We start from the raw sequence: 16,457 nt of genomic DNA, 5'->3' as shown, positions 1-16,457 counted from the left end.
CGGGCAGGCGGCCGGTACGGGCCATCAGCTGCTCCTTCGTCTCGCGGCCGATGACGCTCTGGAAGTCGCGGACCATGGCGGGATAGGGGTGCGGACCCGCGGCCGTGCCGATGATGTAGAAGGTGTCGCCGACGTTCGAGACCCAGTCGCGCATGGCCTCGTTCATTGCTTCCTTAAGCGTCGCACGGCCATTGGTGACGGGCCGCACCTCGGCCCCCAGCAGCTTCATGCGGAAGACGTTCGGCGCCTTACGCTCGATGTCGGCGGCGCCCATATAGACGACGCAGGGCAGGCCGAAGCGGGCGCAGACAGTGGCGGTCGCCACCCCGTGCTGGCCGGCGCCGGTCTCGGCGATGATGCGGGTCTTGCCCATGCGGCGGGCCAGCAGAATCTGGCCCATGCAATTGTTGATCTTGTGCGCGCCGGTGTGATTCAGCTCGTCGCGCTTGAACCAGATCTGCGCACCGCCAAGCGCTTCGGTCAGCCGTTCGGCAAAATAGAGCGGGCTGGGGCGGCCGACATAATGCTCCAGCAAATCCTCGAACTGGTCGGTGAAGGCGGGATCCTTCTTCGCCTCGTCATAGGCCTGCTCCAGCGCGAGTATGTTGGGCATCAACGTTTCGGCGACATAGCGCCCGCCGAAATCACCGAAATGGCCCTTGTCGTCGGGCTGGTTGCGGTAGGAATTGGGTGCTTGGGTCATGGTCCAGTCCGCTCGTCCTGAGCTTGTCGAAGGGCGAGCATGCTCGCCAACCGTCCGCCGTTGGTCCTATCGTACCCTCTTCGAGTCCGACAGGCTCAGGACAAACGGTTATTCTCTGTTGCACGCACCGCTTCGCAGAAGGCGCGGATCAGGGCAATGTCCTTCACGCCCGGTGCGGTTTCGACCCCGCTGGAGGTGTCCACCAGCGGGGCGCCGGTGCGCGCAATCGCATCGCTCACATTGTCTGGGTTCAGTCCGCCTGCCAGCGCCCAGGGCATCGGGTGATCGTACCCGTCGAGCAGGTCCCATTGGAAGGCCACGCCGTTGCCGCCGGGCAGCGCCTTTGCAGGCGCATCGAATAGCATTCTGTCCACCTTGCCCACGAATGCTCGCGCCCGGTCCAGCGTTGCGCGTTCCTTCAATCCGATCGCGCGCCATGTTTCCACGCCGAGGATCTGGCGGACCATCGCCATCCACTCCACCGTCTCGCTGCCGTGGAACTGGATGATGTCCGGCTTCACCGCGCGATATGCGGTTTCCAGCTCTGCGGGCTGCATCTTGACCGTCAGCAGCACGACCCTGGTCGTTTCGGGAACGCGCCTGCGCAGCTTTGCCGCGTCTTCGAGCGACACATGCCGCGGGCTCGGCTCGTAATGGACCAGCCCGATATGCGTCGCCCCCGCGTCCACTGCCGCGTCCACCGTTTCGGGCGTCGACAGCCCGCAAATCTTGATCCCGGTCATGCAGGCCGATTGCTCAGGTCGGTTCTCGCAAGTCAATCCCGCTCAGCGATCATCGCCTAGCAAGCGGGCGAACTCATGAATTTGCGATCGACGCTTCTGCCGCTGTTCCGGCCTATGCCTACTTTGATCGCATTGTAGCCCCGCAGGGCGCCACGGAGTTCGCGCTGTAACGCCTGACCAAGTTCGAATCTCATCCCCGATGTCTTGGAGAAGGTCGAACCCAGCTGCAAAGTGACAGACCTCGCGCCTACGGTTTTCGTGACCGGAATATAGACCTTCCAATCCAGCTTGCCGATATCGGAATAGACCATATCGCGCACCTTCCCCCGCGGAGCGATGATCCTGCCATTCCGCTTCAGGACCATGTAGTCGTTCGTTGACGCGGTCCCTTCCGCCCTGAGGTGAAGTTTGCCCTCGTAAATACAGAATGCGAACTTCTTGCCTTGGAGTTCGCGCACGAAGGCGCCGGTCTCGAAGTAGCAGTTGTCGCAGGACATCAGGCCGGCGGCACGGCGCTTCGTATACTCCACGGCCTCCAAGTCGATCCGGCTGAGCCAATTCTTGTACCATGAGTGATAGCGCGGCGCTTGGGAATCGCTGGCAAGGTCGACATATTGCTGCGCTGCTGCCGGCGGGGCCGGAACGAGCCCGACAACCATAAGCGCAATTGCCATTGGCATGATCGATCTCAAGTAATTTCCCCCTAATTCAATCAATTCGACAGGGGGCAAGCTAACGAGCGCGATAGGAAATGCCAAATCGACCGCCGGCCAGAGGACCTCTGGCGAGCGCGGCGATCAGGCTTTCAAAGCGTCTCTTCGATGGCCTTGGCCGCCGCGAGCGGATCGTCGGCTTTCGAAATCGGGCGCCCGATCACCAGTACGCTCGCGCCGTCGTCGCGCGCCTGGCGGGGTGTGACGACCCGCTTCTGGTCGCCGACGGAACTGCCCGCAGGCCGCAAGCCGGGGACGACGAAGAAGCCCGATTTCCACTGGCGGTGGACTTCGCCCACCTCGTGGCCCGAGCACACGATCCCGTCGAGCCCTGCCGCCTCGGCCAGTTCGGCCAGCCGCAGCACCTGATCGTGCGCGCTGCCGTTCACGCCGGTGCGCGCAAGGTCCCGCTCGTCAAGACTGGTGAGCATGGTCACGCCGACAACCTTGGTGTGCTCGCCCGCTGCGGCCTTGGCGTCTTCCATCATCGCCCGCCCGCCGGATGCATGGACGGTGACGATGGCCGGTTCGAGCACATGGATCGCCTGCATCGCGCCTGCAACCGTGTTGGGAATGTCGTGGAATTTCAGGTCGAGGAAGATCGGCAGGCCGACTTGCGCCAGCTCGTGCACGCCATGGTGCCCATGCGCGCAGAAGAATTCGAGGCCCAGCTTGATCCCGCCAATATGCCCCTTGACCTTCCGGGCGAGGTCTCGGGCCGCCTCTACGCGCGGCAAATCGAGGGCTAGGTATACAGGGTTGGTCACGGGGTGTGCGGCTTGTCCTCTGCTGGCGTGTCCTGAGGGGTACCCTCGTCAGTGGCGGCATCCGCCGGGGTGTGGTTGTCCACCGGAGTATCGCCTTCCGGTGCAGGGGCGTCGTCCGCTTCCGGTTCGTCTGCAGTCAGCCGGGTTTCCTCGGCTGGGGCCGGTTCGTCGTCCGGTGTGTCTTCGACTGGAGCGAGTTCTTCGGACTCGGCTTCGGCAATTTCCGGTTCCGGTTCTGGCTCCGGTTCGGATTCCATCGCGGCGAGATCCTGCCGTTCGGCTTCCTCGCGATCGGCCTCGCGCGCGGCGGCCGACACGGAGTTCGCCTTGGCCGCGATCTCGAGGCTGCGGATCTTGCGGTTAAGGCTCCAGATGACGCCGCGCGAAATCAGCCATGTCGGCAGGAAGCCGAGCAGGAACGAGATGATGACCAGCGCGGGCACCTTGGTTTCCAGCACCAGGTTATCCCAGATGGTCACTTCGACTTCGCGCCAGTTGAAGAACGAGAAGACGAGCACGGCCACCAGGACCAGCACCCAGATGATCGTCCGAATTACCTGCATCGCGAAATCCCCCGAATGCCAGCGCTAGCTATGCCAGGCGCAATCGCCCGGAGCCTAAACGGACCGGTCGTGCCCGTCCAGCGAAACACCGCCTAGTCGAAAACGCGGGCGAATATCGTGTCGACGTGCTTGAGGTGATATTCGAGGTCGAACAGCGCGGTCAGCTCTTCCTCCGACAGCGCGGCAGAGACATCCGCATCCTGTTTCAGCAGGTCGAGCAGTTGCAGCCGCCCGTCGCTTTCCCACACCTTCATCGCGTTGCGCTGCACGATGGCATAGGCATCCTCTCGGCTGACGCCGTTTTGCGTAAGCGCAAGCAGCACGCGCTGCGAATGGATGAGGCCGCCCATCCGGTCCATGTTCGCCTGCATCCGCTCGGGGTAGACGAGCAGCTTGTCGACGACCCCCGTCAAACGCGCCAGCGCGAAGTCGAGCGTGATGGTCGCGTCGGGGCCGATAAAGCGCTCGACGCTCGAGTGGCTGATATCGCGCTCGTGCCACAGGGCGACGTTTTCCAGCGCGGGCAGGGCATAGGCGCGGATCATGCGCGCCTGCCCGGTCAGGTTCTCGGTCAGGATCGGGTTGCGCTTGTGCGGCATGGCCGACGAACCCTTCTGCCCCTTGGAGAAGAACTCTTCCGCTTCCAGCACTTCGGTCCGCTGGAGGTGGCGCACTTCGACCGCCAGCCGCTCGATCGATCCCGCGATCACCGCCAGCGTCGCGAAGTACATGGCGTGCCGGTCGCGCGGGATCACCTGCGTGCTGACCGGCTCGGGCACGAGGCCCAGCTTGTCCGCCACATAGGCTTCCACGTCGGGCGAGATATTGGCGAAGGTGCCCACCGCGCCGCTGATCGCGCAGGTGGCGATTTCGGTTCGCGCATCCCACAGGCGGGCGCGGCAGCGGTCGAACTCGGCATAGGCCTGCGCGAGCTTGAGGCCGAATGTGACCGGCTCGGCATGGATGCCATGGCTTCGCCCGATCGTGGGGGTGAGCTTGTGCTCTTCGGCCCGGCGCTGAAGCGCGGCGAGCAGATCGTTCATGTCGGCCAGCAGGATGTCGCTCGCGCGGGTCAGCTGCACCGCCAGCGTCGTGTCGAGCACGTCCGAACTGGTCATGCCCTGGTGCATGAAGCGTGCTTCCTCGCCCACATGCTCCGCCACCCAGGTGAGGAAAGCGATCACATCGTGCTTGGTCACGGCCTCGATCGCGTCGATCGCCTCGACGTCGATCGTGGGGTTGGTCTCCCACCAGTCCCACAGCGCCTTCGCCGCGCTTTCGGGCACGACTCCCAGCTCGGCGAGCTTCTGCGTCGCGTGCGCCTCGATCTCGAACCAGATGCGGTATTTCGCCTCCGGCTCCCACAGGGCGGTCATTTCGGGGCGGGCATAGCGGGGGACCATCGGGCGTATCCTGAGTCGGTGATGGGGACGGGCGCGGAATTGGGCTGGGCGCTAGGGGCTGGCACGCGGGGACGCAAGCCGTGCGACGCTTCGCCTGCGCCCGGCCCGTGTGCCTGACTGTGGCACACCCGGGGTACAAGACGCTTGATTGCAGGCCGTCGCGCTGTAAGCCTTCGCGCCACATTCAAGGGATCACTGGGGGAACAATGCGTTACATCTTTCTGGCCTCGGCCATGTCGGGGCTCGTCTCGGCTGCCCTCGTCACCCCAGCCCAGGCCGGCGACACCGTGCTCTATGGTGTGGAAAGCGCGTGGATCGATGTCGCGGACCTGCCGCCTGCTACCGAAAACCAGGGTTCGCCGCTGCGCCTGATCGAAACGCAGACGCGGCTGGAGGATGGCGTCGTCACGACCTATGGCGACATCGCCTTCGCGCTGGACAGTTCCGAGGCACTGGGCGCGCTCAACAATATCACGCTCGACTGGATGCCCGACAAGGGCGACCTGATCGTCCACCGGGTCGAACTTGTCCGCGGCGGCCAGGTGATCGACCTGATTGCGCGCGGTGCCCGGTTCGAGGTGCTGCGGCGCGAGGAAGGCCTTGAACAGCGGATCCTCGACGGCGCGCTGACGGCGACCCTGTCGGTGCCCGGCGCGCAGATTGGCGACGTGCTGCGCTACAGCTTCACCACCACGCGCAACGAGCAGGTGCTCGAGAAAGACATGGAGCACGCTTCGTTCGTGATCGCGGAGCCGACGCCGATTGCTGCCGGGCGGACGATCCTTTCTTGGCCGGTCGATTCGGGCGTGCACTGGGCGGCGACGCGGGTGGAAGACCCGATCGAAGACGTGACGCGCGATGGCTACCGCTTTGTCACGATCACGCTGCCGGTCGCGGAGCCGGACAATATTCCCGACGATGCCCCGTCGCGGTTCCGCCTGCCACCGTCGATCCGTGCGACGACCTTCGAAACCTACGACCAGATTTCGGAGGCGATCCAGCCCTTCTTCAGCACCGAAGGGGCGATCGAACCGGGTGGGGACCTGGCGCGCAAGGTCGCCGATATCGCCGCGCAGACGAACGATCCGTTGCAGCGGGCGGCCCTGGCGACGCAGTTCGTGCAGGACGAGATCAGCTATCTTCTCGATGGGCTGGATGGCGGGAACTATATTCCGCAAAGCCCGGCCGAAACATGGGCCGCGCGCACCGGCGACTGCAAGGCCAAGTCGCTCCTGCTGCTGGCCATGCTGCGCGAGCTGGGCATCTCCGCCGAGGCGGTGCTGGTGCACAGCCGCACCGGCGATGCGGTGCCGACCCTGCTGCCAGCTCTGGGCAATTTCGATCACATGATCGTGCGCGCCGACATCGGCGGTATTCCCTACTGGCTCGACGGGACGAGCAGCGGCCTTCGGGCAAGCAACATGGTAGAGGTTCCCTCCTTTCGCTACGCGCTCCCGCTGCGTCCCGGCGGTACCGGGTTGCAGGAGATGACCATGCGTCCGCAGGCGATCCCGGACGAGATCGGCACGATCCGGATCGACCAGAGCGCGGGGATCGATCTGCCGGGCATCTACGATGTCACCCTGGTGTATAGCGGCATTTCCGCGCGCAATTATCAGGCCCTGGCGCTGATCGAGGACAATGAGCAGAAAGAGAACCGCATCAACAGCGTGGTTCGCGGGGTCATCGGGGATAACGACGTCACCGATTTCGATGTCGCCTTCGATCGCGATACGGGCATCGCGACGATCCACGCGCGCGGCCTGGTCGCCTCGCCGTGGGACGATGCGAAGGGCCGCTTCAAGCTCGACGTGCCGTACCAGAAGGTCGACACGTTCAGCTTCAGTGTCGACCGCGCGCGGCCCGAGATCGCGGACCTGCCGGTGCTGGTGCACGGGCCGATCTATTACCGGCGCAATATCGAGTGGATCCTGCCGCCCGAACAGTCGGGGAATTTCCGCTTCCTCGGCCGGCAGGATATCGACCAGGTGATCGGCGGCACGCGGCTTGCCTCGACCTCTCGGCTAGAGGCGAACCGCCTCACCATTTCCGAAGAGGTCCAGAGCCTGGAATGGGAAGTCCCGGCCAGCGCGCTGCCTGAAATCCGCCGCGAAACCCTGCGCCTGAAGCGCAGCCTCCCGCGCCTGCGTGCAGGCTCGGATGTGAAGCGCATCTGGGAGTATCGCGGCGCCGAACGTGCGCGGCTGGAGCCTATCGCAAAAATGCTCGACCAGCTCGTGGAAGATGCGGACGAGGACGAGATCGACGCCTTGTTCACCCGGTTCGATTTCCGGTACCAAAACGGCGATTTTTCGAACGCTCTCGCCGATATCAGCGACGTGATCGAACGCGATGCCTCGGCCGATTACTACATGTGGCGGGGCCTGACCCATTGGGAGCTGGGCGACCTCGAAGCCGCGCTGGTCGATTTCGCCGCCGGAGCCCAGATCGATCCCGACTACATGCTCTATGACTCGCGGCTTGAAGCGCTGGCGCTGCTGGGCCGGGCGGACGAGGGTGTCGCACTGGTCGAGGAACATGCCTTCCTGTTCGAAGACCCGAAGGACGAGGCGATCAAGCGTTCCTACATCCTCGGTTTCGCGGGGCGCGAGGAAGAGGGCCTGGACCTGCTGCGCGAAGAGCTGGCGTTCGAGCCCGACGACGCGTCTCTCCTAAATGCAATGTGCTGGCGTGCCGGCACGCTCGACCGAGTCACTACGGACACGCTCTCCACCTGCACACGCGCGGTCGAGGAAGCGAGCAACAGCGCGAGCGCCATCGATAGCCGCGCCTTGGTTTATTACCGGCTCGGCCGCTACGAAGAGGCTGTGCGCGATCTCGACAAGGCGCTGTCGAACGACCCGGAACAGCACATCTCCCGCTACCTTCGCGGCATCGTGAAGCGCGCGATGGGTGACGAGGCGGGCGCGCGGGAAGATATCGCGCTGGCCCTGCATGCTGCGCCCAGCACCGCCCGGCTTTATTCGGCATGGGGCCTGCCGCCACGCTGATGGGCCATCAGGGTTGAATGTCGAATGGGCTTAGATCAGGCCCTTGGCTTTCAGGCTTACATGGCTGCCCTGGCCGATGATGACGTGATCGTGCACGCCGATGCCGAGCAGCCGCCCGGCTTCGGCAATCCGCTGTGTGATCGCGATGTCCGCGCGGCTCGGCTCGGGGCTGCCGCTGGGGTGGTTGTGCACCAGGATCAGCGCGGCGGCGCCAAGGTCCAGCCCGCGCCTGATCACCTCGCGCGGGTGGATCGCCGCCTCGTCGATCGAGCCGTCGCCCACATGGTGATCCTGCACCAGCCGGTTCTTGCTATCGAGGTAGAGCACCCGCACGCGTTCGACGGTCAGGTGCGCCATATCTGTGCTGAGATAGTCGATCAGCGCGTTCCAGTTGGAAATGACCGGGCGGTTGGCGACTTCGCTGCGCGCCATGCGCCGCGCCGCCAGCGCCACGGCCTTGAGTGCGGCGGCGCTTGCCTCGCCCATGCCGGGCACCTTGGCGAGCGCCCCCGGTTCCGCCTCGATTACGCGTGCAAGGCTGCCGAAACGGGCGATCAGCGCCTTGGCCAACGGCTTGGTATCCCCGCGCCGGATCGCAGCGAACAGCAGGTATTCAAGGACCTCGTAATCGGCGAGCGCTTCCGCCCCGCCGGTCAGTAGCCGCTTGCGAAGCCGTTCCCTGTGCCCATTCGCCGATGAAGACGAGGGGGCAGGGGTGCGGGCATCCTCTCCGCCATCCCCGAACAGATTTTCCTCGCGCTGGCTCACACCCTTGGAGACCCCTCTTTCGTGCCGCCCGAGCAATGCCGTGCATGATCCATGCGCGCAAGCGCTTCACCCGCGTCGCGCTCGTGTTGACTTGCCAAACACCCTTTCCTAAGGGGGCGGCGCCCTCGGCGGGCAGGTGGTGCCCGTGCGCATGATTCTCATTCGAAAGAGAGCCTTGGCATGAGCGACGACAAGTCCGCGCGAGAGCCCATACCCGAGGATGCGCGGATCGACGCGCTCGAGGAGCGGCTGAAGGCCGCACGCGAGCGAGAGGAGAAGCGTACCGGGTCCAAGGCGCCGAGCAAATCCCACGCGGATCATCGCATGGGCAACCGGGTGCTGGCGGACCTTGTGGGGGGGCTGCTCGGTGGTTCGTTGATCGGCTATGGCGTGGACGTCATTTTCGATACCGGGCCCTGGGGTCTGTTGATCGGCCTGTTCCTCGGGATAGGCGTGGCCTTCAGGAATGTTTTCCGCATGGCCGGAACACAAAAGCCGCCCTCCGACGAGGGCTGACACGAGATTACGCTGCGCGCGCCCGCGCGTGCAGCACATGCGAACGGGAATTTCAGGTGGCCGCCGAAGAAGGCAAAGTCGATCCGATGCACCAGTTCACCATCGAGCCGGTAGGCTCGTGGGCGCAGTGGGACATCCAGGGCGTCGATATCACGTTCACCAACAGTGCGCTGTGGATGATGATCACCACGCTTGTGCTGATCGGTTTCGTGCAGCTGGGCAGCAAGCAGCAGCTCATCCCCAACCGCTGGCAGATGGCGGTGGAAAGCCTGACCGGCTTCGTCGATAACCTGGTGCAGGCGAATATCGGCAAGGAAGGGCGCAAGTACCTGCCTTACGTGTTCTCGCTGTTCAGCTTCATCCTGTTCGCCAACCTGCTCGGCCTGCTGCCGCTGGGCATCCTGAAGATCCACCCGTTCACCTTTACCAGCCACTTCACCGTCACCGGCGTGCTGGCGGTGATCAGCTTCGCGATCGTGCTGATCGTCGGCTTCTGGAAGCATGGCCTGCACTTCTTCAGCTTGTTCGTTCCGCACGGCACCCCGCTGCCGATGGTCCCGATCATCGCGCCGATCGAATTCGTCAGCTTCATGGTGCGCCCGTTCAGCCTCGCGCTGCGGCTGTTCGTTGCCATGATGGCCGGGCACGTCCTGCTCGAAGTGCTGTCCAGCTTCGTGATCGACGGCACCAATGCGGGCATCGGTTTCGGCCTGCTGGTCGGCCTGCCCAGCTTCCTGCTGATGATCGGTATCTGTGCGCTGGAACTGCTGGTTGCCGGCATCCAGGCCTATGTCTTCGCGCTGTTGACTGCCCTGTACATCAACGACGCCGAAAACCTTCACTAAGCCTTTTCAAACCTCAATTTTTCCAAGGAGTAGTTACAATGGATCCTGAAGCAGCCAAGCTCATCGGTGCAGGCCTCGCAGCGATCGGCGCCGGCATGGCCGCCATCGGTGTGGGTAACGTGTTCGGCTCATTCCTCGAAAGCGCACTGCGCAATCCGGGTGCGGCAGACGGCCAGCAGGGCCGCCTGTTCATCGGCTTCGCCGCTGCCGAACTTCTCGGCCTGCTGGCGTTCGTCGTCGCGATGATCCTGATCTTCGTCGCCTGACGAAACGTATTGGTAGGGGACGCGCTTCGGTTGCGTCCCCACCGATGATTTGCCGATCTTCTGACCGGACTGACCCGCAATGCCCCAGATAGCCCAACTTGCCGAAACCTTCTCCAGCCAGATCTTCTGGCTGCTGGTGTTCTTCGGCATTACCTTCTTCGTCGTCGGACGCGGCATGGTGCCGCGTGTGATGGACACGATGGACAAGCGCGCCAAGCAGATCGCCGACGATATCTCGGCGGCGCAGGCTGCGCGCGACCAGGCCGACAAGGAAGAAGAGGCGTGGCGCACGCGTGAGAACGAGAACCGTGCTCGCGCACAGGCGCTGATTGCCGAAGCCAAGGCGGAAGCCGCGGCGAAGTCCGAGAAGAAGATCGCGGCCGCGCAGAAGCGGCTCGACAAGAAGCTGGACGAGGCGGACGCGGAACTGGCCGCAGCACGCAAGGATGCGATGGCGGAGATTGAATCGGTCGCGACCGACGCCGCGCAAGACATCGTCGCGCGCATTGCCGGGATCAAGGTGACCAAGCCTGTCGCCAGCAAGGCCGTGAAGGAGAGCCTCGCCAATGGCTGAGAATACGGCCTACACCGTGGGTGAGACCCACGCGAACGACGCGGAAGCGCACACCGAGCACGATGCGGGTGGCGAGCATCACGCAGGCCCGATGCTGTGGGGCCTCGCGCCCTACCAGTGGGTCTCGATCTCGATGCTGGTCCTGCTGCTGATCGCGTTCTTCGGCGCGAAGGTGCACAAGACGATTGGCGGCGGGCTCGACGGGCAGATTGCGGCGATTCGTGCCGAACTGGACGAAGCCAAGCGGCTGCGGACCGAAGCCGAGCAGCTGCGGGACGAATATGCAGCCAAGATCGCCAATGCGGAAAACGATGCCGAGGCGATGCTCGACAATGCCAAGGCCGAAGCCGAAGCGATCCTGGTTCGTGCAGAGGACGACAGCAAGGCGCTGGTCGAACGGCGTAAGCGCATGGCGCAGGACAAGATCTCCGCCGCCGAACGTGAAGCCGTGGCCGAAGTGCGCGCGACTGCCGCTGCCGCTGCCGCTGCCGCGAGCCGCAAGCTGATCGGCGAAAAGCTGGACGCCAAGGCCGACAGCAAGATTGCGGACGACCTGATCGCCGGTATCTGACGGATCGGGGCGCCGGGGGCGGAACTTCCCGGCGCCTGTACCGCTAGTCTCCCGTACTCTTGGGAGATTGTCGTGACCGCTACCGCTATTGCTATCAACTGCTCGCTGGCCAAATCCAGCGAACGGCCCAGCTCCACCGATGCCATGATCGGTGTCTTGCGCGATGCCTTTCAACCGAAAGGCGTTCATATCGCCGAAACGCTTCGCATTGCGGATTTCAACGTACCGCCCGGGGTCTCTTCCGATGAGGGGGAGGGCGATGATTGGCCTGCGATCCGCGAGAAGATACTCCAGCATGACATACTGGTCTTCGGGACACCGATCTGGATGGGTCAGATCAGCTCTATCGCCAAGCGCGTGTTGGAGCGGATGGACGCCTTCCTCTCGGAAACCGACGATGCCGGCCGCATGCCGAGCTATTCGAAGGTCGCGGTTGCCGCCATCGTCGGCAACGAAGATGGGGCGCACTGGGCGTCTTCCCAGCTCTTCCAGAGCCTCAACGATACCGGCTGGACCATTCCCGCGGCCGCGACCTGCTACTGGGTCGGCGAAGCGATGGGATCGAAGGATTTCAAGGATTTTGAAGACACGCCCGACAAGGTCGCGGAGACGGCTGATATGGTAGCGTCCAACGCAGCGCACCTCGCCAACCTCCTCAAGGGCACGCCCTATCCGGGTTAGGCCCTAGAACTCGTCCTTGGCGGCGCGCAGCGCGGCAAAAGTCTCATGCGGGGCGGTGCCGCCCCAGCGCGCCTGCATCTCCGGCGCATCGGCGCGCGGGAACGGGTTGGTCTCCAATTCGCGCGAAAGGACGGTAGGCACGGTCGGCTCGCCCTTGGCGCGTTTCGCGTCGATCTCGCGCGCGTAGTCGGTCAGCGCGGTGTTTTCGGGGTCGGCATGCAGAGCGAATTTCGCATTGGCAGCCGTATATTCGTGCGCGCAAAAGAGTGTTGTTTCGGGCGGCAGCGCCTTGATCCGCTGGAGGCTGTTCCAGAACTGCTGCGGCTTGCCTTCGAACATCCGCCCGCAGCCCAGCGCGAACACGCTGTCGCCAACGAAGGCGATGCCATCGTGGGCCAGGTGGAACGCGATGTGGCCGTTGGTGTGGCCCGACACGTCGATTACACGCGCAGAGTGCGCTCCCAGCGAAACCTCGTCGCCATGCGTCACAACTTGATCGATGGAGGAGAGCTTCTCGACCTCCTGCGGCGCGATAACCTTCGCGCCTGAAGCCTCGACGATGGCCTTGTTTCCGCCCGCATGGTCCGGATGCCAGTGCGTGTTCCAGACTTGCGTGATCCGCCAGCCCTTCACCTCAGCCTGACGCAGATATTCCGCGCCATCGGGCGTGTCGATCGCGGCGGTCTCTCCACTGTCGGGATCGTGCAGCAAGAAGCCGTAGTTGTCGGACAGGCAGGGGAACTGGTGAATTTCTAGGGGCATAATCAATCAGCCTCCGGCCTTATAGATCGTTCCAACTCAGCGAGCTTCATCTGCATAAGGTAGCTCATGTCACTTCACCTCCTGCAGGCGTGCCCACAGGTCCATCGGCGGCGCTTTGGTTGTCATCTCATCCACTTCAGCAACGAACCCCGGGTGGAAATATCCGCGGCAAAGTCCCCATAGCTCGCGGCCACGCACGGTGCCGAGAATGAAGAAAATCACTCCGCGATAGGCTTCGAAGGATTCGCGCGTCATCGCGCCATTGCGATGCTGGATCCACTCATATTCACGCGCGCGCATCTGCCCGATGATCCAGAATAGTAGGCGGGTCTTTTCCTCAAATGTCGGCTTTTCCTTCTGCGCGAATAGCTGGCCCAGCTGGGGAAACTCGACGAACTTATAAACGCCTGTCTGGTCGTTCTCCAGCTGGGTCTGCCGCGAACCCGACCTGAGCTGTTCTGCTCCTTGGCGCACCTCCAGCGTTAGTACGATCAGCGTGATGGCGACGATCACCGTACCGGCGATCTGCGAAAGGATAGCGAAATCGGAAAGGGTCATTGGCACGGCTCCCGCAAGGACGCCTCTCGTATACCCGCCGCCCTGATACGAAAAGGCCCGCCGCTCCTTGTGAGGAGGGCGGGCCTTTCTCTAGCCAGCAAGGCTGACAGCGGACTTAGTCGTCCTGCTTCTTAAGCGCTTCGCCCAGGATGTCGCCGAGCGAGGCACCCGAGTCGGCCGAACCGTACTGTTCCACTGCCTGCTTCTCTTCGGCGATCTGGTACGCCTTGATCGAGAAGGTCGGCTTCTTCGAACGATCGAACCCGGTGACCATCGCATCGAGCTTCTGGCCGGTCTGGAAGCGATCCGGGCGCTGCTCGTCGCGGTCGCGGCCAAGGTCCGAGCGCTTGATGAAGCCGGTCGCGCCGTCTTCGCCAACCTGCACTTCGAGGCCGCCATCGCGGACTTCCAGCACGGTGACGGTGACGGTTTCGCCGCGACGCAGCGAACCACCGGCAGCGGCTTCGGTCGGCGCACCCTTTTCGAGCTGCTTCATGCCGAGGCTGATGCGTTCCTTGTCGACATCGACGTCGAGCACGATCGCCTTGACCTCTTCACCCTTGCGGTGGAGCGCCAGCGCGTCTTCGCCCGAGATACCCCACGCGATGTCGGACATGTGGACCATGCCGTCCACGTCGCCCGGCAGGCCGATGAACAGGCCGAATTCGGTGGCGTTCTTGACTTCGCCTTCGACTTCGCTGCCAACGGGGTGCGCTTCGGCGAATTCTTCCCACGGGTTGCGCTGGGCCTGCTTGAGGCCGAGCGAGATGCGGCGCTTTTCGGAATCGACTTCCAGCACCATCACTTCGACTTCCTGCGAGGTCGAAACGATCTTGCCCGGGTGGACGTTCTTCTTGGTCCAGCTCATTTCGGAAACGTGGACCAGGCCTTCGATGCCCGGTTCGACTTCCACGAAGGCGCCGTATTCGGTGATGTTGGTCACCTGGCCGGTCAGCTTCATGCCCACCGGGTACTTGGCGGCGACGCCATCCCACGGATCGCTTTCGAGCTGCTTCATGCCGAGCGAGATGCGCTGCGTATCGGCATTGATACGGATGATCTGCACGGTCACGGTCTGGCCGATCTCGATCACTTCGCTGGGGTGGTTGACCCGCTTGTAGCTCATGTCGGTGACGTGGAGCAGGCCGTCGATGCCGCCCAGGTCCACGAAGGCGCCGTAATCGGTGATGTTCTTGACCACACCGTCGACCACCTGGCCTTCGGCGAGATCGCTGATCAGTTCGCTGCGCTGTTCGGCGCGCGTTTCTTCAAGAACCGCACGACGCGAGACCACGATGTTGCCGCGGCGGCGATCCATCTTGAGGATCTGGAAGGGCTGCGGCTGGTCCATCAGCGGGGTGACGTCGCGCACGGGGCGGATGTCGACCTGCGAACCGGGCAGGAAGGCCACGGCACCGTCCAGATCGACGGTGAAGCCGCCCTTCACGCGGCCGAAGATGCGGCCTTCGACGCGCTTGCCTTCGCCGAATTCGTTTTCGAGGCGATCCCACGCGGCTTCGCGGCGGGCGCGGTCGCGGCTGAGCATTGCTTCGCCATCGGCGTTTTCGACGCGGTCGACGAAGACTTCGACTTCGCTGCCGACTTCGAGACCGTGCTCGTCATCGACGCGCATGAATTCCTTGAGGTCGACGCGGCCTTCGCTCTTCAGGCCGACATCGATCAGCGCCATGCCGTTCTCGATGGCGGTGACGGTGCCCTTGACGACGCGGCCTTCGAAGCCGCCTTCATCCGCATCGCCGAGTTGTTCGTTGAGAAGCGCTTCGAAATCGTCGCGCGTCGGGTTGGCTGCAGTTGCCATAAGGTAGAGGTTCCTAAATCACATTTGCTACCGGCCACCGGTTTTTCCGGGGTCTTTCCCGCCGACGCCGCACCATTGCGGGCCATCCGGGGCAAGAGGGCCGTGTTCCGCGCTAGGCCGGATGCCACCGCGCGGGTCCTTCGGATTCGTCAAAATACGAGAACGGGCGCGCGCTTACGCCCGATCCCGCAGAAATGCAAGCAATTTGGTCGCGTATGCTAGTCGCCGACATAGCGCATGGCGACGTCGCAACGTGCATAGCACGCGCCATAGTCTGCCATGGTTGCGCCGTCGTGAACGAAGCCCAGCTTCTCGTACAGGTGGATCGCGGCTTCGCTTTTGCGATTGGTGAGAAGATAGAGCGGATCGGCGCCAAGCTCCTCGGCCCGATCGATCATAGCGCGCAGCAGGAACTCCCCGGCCTTGAGGCCGCGTGCGCTCTCCCGCACGCCCATCTTGGTAAGCTCGAAGCTGGTAGCCCCGGTCTTGCGCAGAGCACAGGCGCCCACAATGCCGAGCCCTGCGGCCTCGACGAAGAGGATGTCGCCACCTGGTGCGATGATCATTGCATCGGGGTTTTCGAGAACCTCGCGATCGGCTGCTTCGAGCGAATACATGCTCTCGATCCACTCTGCATTGATATCGCGAAAGTGGTGGGCGAAGCCTGCATCGTAGCGGACGATGCGCAGCGGCTCGGGGGTAAGCTGCGCAGCGCGCTCGGCAATCGAGGCCTTGGCCAGTTCCTCCTCGATGATCGCCAGCTGCGCGAGAAAATCGCCCTCGACCCGATCGAGCAATTGCGCCGCCGCGCTACCGACGCGCGGCCAGATGTCACTTGTGAGGGTGAGGACAGCGGCCTGACCTTGCGCCGTCAATTCGACGCATCGGCTACGTTGGTCGGAGCATTCGGTATCGGCAATCAGCCCAAGCTTGGTCAGCTGCCCGAGTGCTCGGGTGACGCCGGGCTGGCTTGTTCCACAGGCGTCGGCAAGCTGGCCGACGGTGCGCGAATCGGTCCGCAGCGCGGCGAGGATCCCCATGTGTCCCGGTTGGAGCGGCAGCCCGGCATCGGTGATGACGCTGGCTGCACCTACCTGCATCCGCTCACCCAGCCGCTTGAGCCGGCTGCCGAGAAAGGACGGGCCCATTTGCGCGACGACATCCATAGCTTAGCTCCATAGCGCGATATATAAC

Annotated in this window: 18 protein-coding genes; 7 read left to right on the top strand and 11 right to left on the bottom strand. The window is 63.7% G+C overall.

Going from position 1 to position 16,457, the window contains the following annotated elements:
• From ACEQXE_RS11995 to purB, 6 genes are all read right to left on the bottom strand, one after another.
• Nucleotides 1–703, bottom strand: a 703-nt coding sequence (locus ACEQXE_RS11995) for a pyridoxal-phosphate dependent enzyme (protein ID WP_370179637.1), incomplete at its 3' end; no start/stop codon positions are given.
• Between the two features lie 95 nt (nt 704–798).
• On the bottom strand, nt 799–1,446 hold the full coding sequence (locus ACEQXE_RS11990; protein ID WP_370179635.1) for a phosphoribosylanthranilate isomerase: 648 nt from the start codon (nt 1,444–1,446) through the stop codon (nt 799–801).
• Nucleotides 1,447–1,502: 56 nt separating this feature from the next.
• Nucleotides 1,503–2,120 carry a hypothetical protein gene (locus ACEQXE_RS11985; protein ID WP_370179633.1) on the bottom strand — a complete coding sequence of 206 codons (618 nt, stop codon included), beginning with the start codon at nt 2,118–2,120 and terminating at the stop codon, nt 1,503–1,505.
• Nucleotides 2,121–2,251: 131 nt separating this feature from the next.
• Nucleotides 2,252–2,926, bottom strand: coding sequence for an orotidine-5'-phosphate decarboxylase (gene pyrF, locus ACEQXE_RS11980; RefSeq protein WP_370179632.1), 675 nt, complete (start codon nt 2,924–2,926; stop codon nt 2,252–2,254).
• Nucleotides 2,923–3,489: a LapA family protein gene (locus ACEQXE_RS11975; RefSeq protein WP_370179630.1), complete on the bottom strand. Its 567-nt coding sequence runs from the start codon at nt 3,487–3,489 to the stop codon at nt 2,923–2,925. Before ACEQXE_RS11975 ends, pyrF begins: the two co-directional genes overlap by 4 nt.
• A gap of 92 nt (nt 3,490–3,581) precedes the next feature.
• Nucleotides 3,582–4,892, bottom strand: a complete 1,311-nt coding sequence (gene purB, locus ACEQXE_RS11970) for an adenylosuccinate lyase (protein WP_370179628.1) — start codon at nt 4,890–4,892, stop codon at nt 3,582–3,584.
• Between the two features lie 206 nt (nt 4,893–5,098).
• On the opposite strand from purB, the gene ACEQXE_RS11965 reads away from it, so the two are divergent.
• Entirely contained in the window at nt 5,099–7,903 is a 2,805-nt protein-coding gene (locus ACEQXE_RS11965) for a DUF3857 domain-containing protein (protein ID WP_370179627.1), read from the top strand.
• A gap of 30 nt (nt 7,904–7,933) precedes the next feature.
• Here the strand turns inward: ACEQXE_RS11965 and radC are convergent, their stop codons facing one another.
• Complete coding sequence (gene radC / locus ACEQXE_RS11960) at nt 7,934–8,650, bottom strand: DNA repair protein RadC (RefSeq protein WP_370179641.1); 717 nt, start codon at nt 8,648–8,650, stop codon at nt 7,934–7,936.
• A gap of 201 nt (nt 8,651–8,851) precedes the next feature.
• On the opposite strand from radC, the gene ACEQXE_RS11955 reads away from it, so the two are divergent.
• From ACEQXE_RS11955 to ACEQXE_RS11930, 6 genes are all read left to right on the top strand, one after another.
• On the top strand, nt 8,852–9,187 hold the full coding sequence (locus tag ACEQXE_RS11955) for an AtpZ/AtpI family protein (RefSeq protein WP_370179625.1): 336 nt from the start codon (nt 8,852–8,854) through the stop codon (nt 9,185–9,187).
• Nucleotides 9,188–9,273: 86 nt separating this feature from the next.
• Complete coding sequence (locus tag ACEQXE_RS11950; protein ID WP_370179638.1) at nt 9,274–10,032, top strand: F0F1 ATP synthase subunit A; 759 nt, start codon at nt 9,274–9,276, stop codon at nt 10,030–10,032.
• Between the two features lie 38 nt (nt 10,033–10,070).
• Nucleotides 10,071–10,298, top strand: a complete 228-nt coding sequence (locus tag ACEQXE_RS11945; RefSeq protein WP_342531578.1) for a F0F1 ATP synthase subunit C — start codon at nt 10,071–10,073, stop codon at nt 10,296–10,298.
• A 79-nt stretch (nt 10,299–10,377) separates the two neighbouring features.
• Nucleotides 10,378–10,872: an ATPase gene (locus ACEQXE_RS11940; protein ID WP_370179623.1), complete on the top strand. Its 495-nt coding sequence runs from the start codon at nt 10,378–10,380 to the stop codon at nt 10,870–10,872.
• Entirely contained in the window at nt 10,865–11,443 is a 579-nt protein-coding gene (locus ACEQXE_RS11935; RefSeq protein WP_370179622.1) for a hypothetical protein, read from the top strand. Before ACEQXE_RS11940 ends, ACEQXE_RS11935 begins: the two co-directional genes overlap by 8 nt.
• A 72-nt stretch (nt 11,444–11,515) precedes the next feature.
• A complete protein-coding gene (locus ACEQXE_RS11930) occupies nt 11,516–12,124 on the top strand; it encodes a flavodoxin family protein (protein ID WP_370179620.1) in 609 nt (202 codons plus the stop codon).
• A 3-nt stretch (nt 12,125–12,127) separates the two neighbouring features.
• Here ACEQXE_RS11930 and gloB read toward each other — a convergent pair whose 3' ends face one another.
• The 4 genes from gloB to ACEQXE_RS11910 all read right to left on the bottom strand — a co-directional run bounded on the left by gloB (nt 12,128) and on the right by ACEQXE_RS11910 (nt 16,429).
• Nucleotides 12,128–12,886 (bottom strand): hydroxyacylglutathione hydrolase, encoded by a 759-nt coding sequence (gene gloB, locus ACEQXE_RS11925; RefSeq protein WP_370179619.1) that lies wholly within the window; start codon nt 12,884–12,886, stop codon nt 12,128–12,130.
• Nucleotides 12,887–12,955: 69 nt separating this feature from the next.
• Nucleotides 12,956–13,444 (bottom strand): hypothetical protein, encoded by a 489-nt coding sequence (locus ACEQXE_RS11920; protein WP_370179617.1) that lies wholly within the window; start codon nt 13,442–13,444, stop codon nt 12,956–12,958.
• A gap of 115 nt (nt 13,445–13,559) precedes the next feature.
• Complete coding sequence (rpsA, locus tag ACEQXE_RS11915; RefSeq protein ID WP_370179615.1) at nt 13,560–15,263, bottom strand: 30S ribosomal protein S1; 1,704 nt, start codon at nt 15,261–15,263, stop codon at nt 13,560–13,562.
• Nucleotides 15,264–15,481: 218 nt separating this feature from the next.
• Entirely contained in the window at nt 15,482–16,429 is a 948-nt protein-coding gene (locus tag ACEQXE_RS11910; RefSeq protein ID WP_370179613.1) for a GNAT family N-acetyltransferase, read from the bottom strand.
• Between the last annotated feature and the right edge of the window lie 28 nt (nt 16,430–16,457).

This window comes from Alteriqipengyuania sp., assembly GCF_964222115.1.
Taxonomy (GTDB): domain Bacteria; phylum Pseudomonadota; class Alphaproteobacteria; order Sphingomonadales; family Sphingomonadaceae; genus Alteriqipengyuania.
The sequence above is the reverse complement of the archived record's forward strand: the minus strand, read 5'-3'. Positions and strand labels throughout refer to the sequence as shown.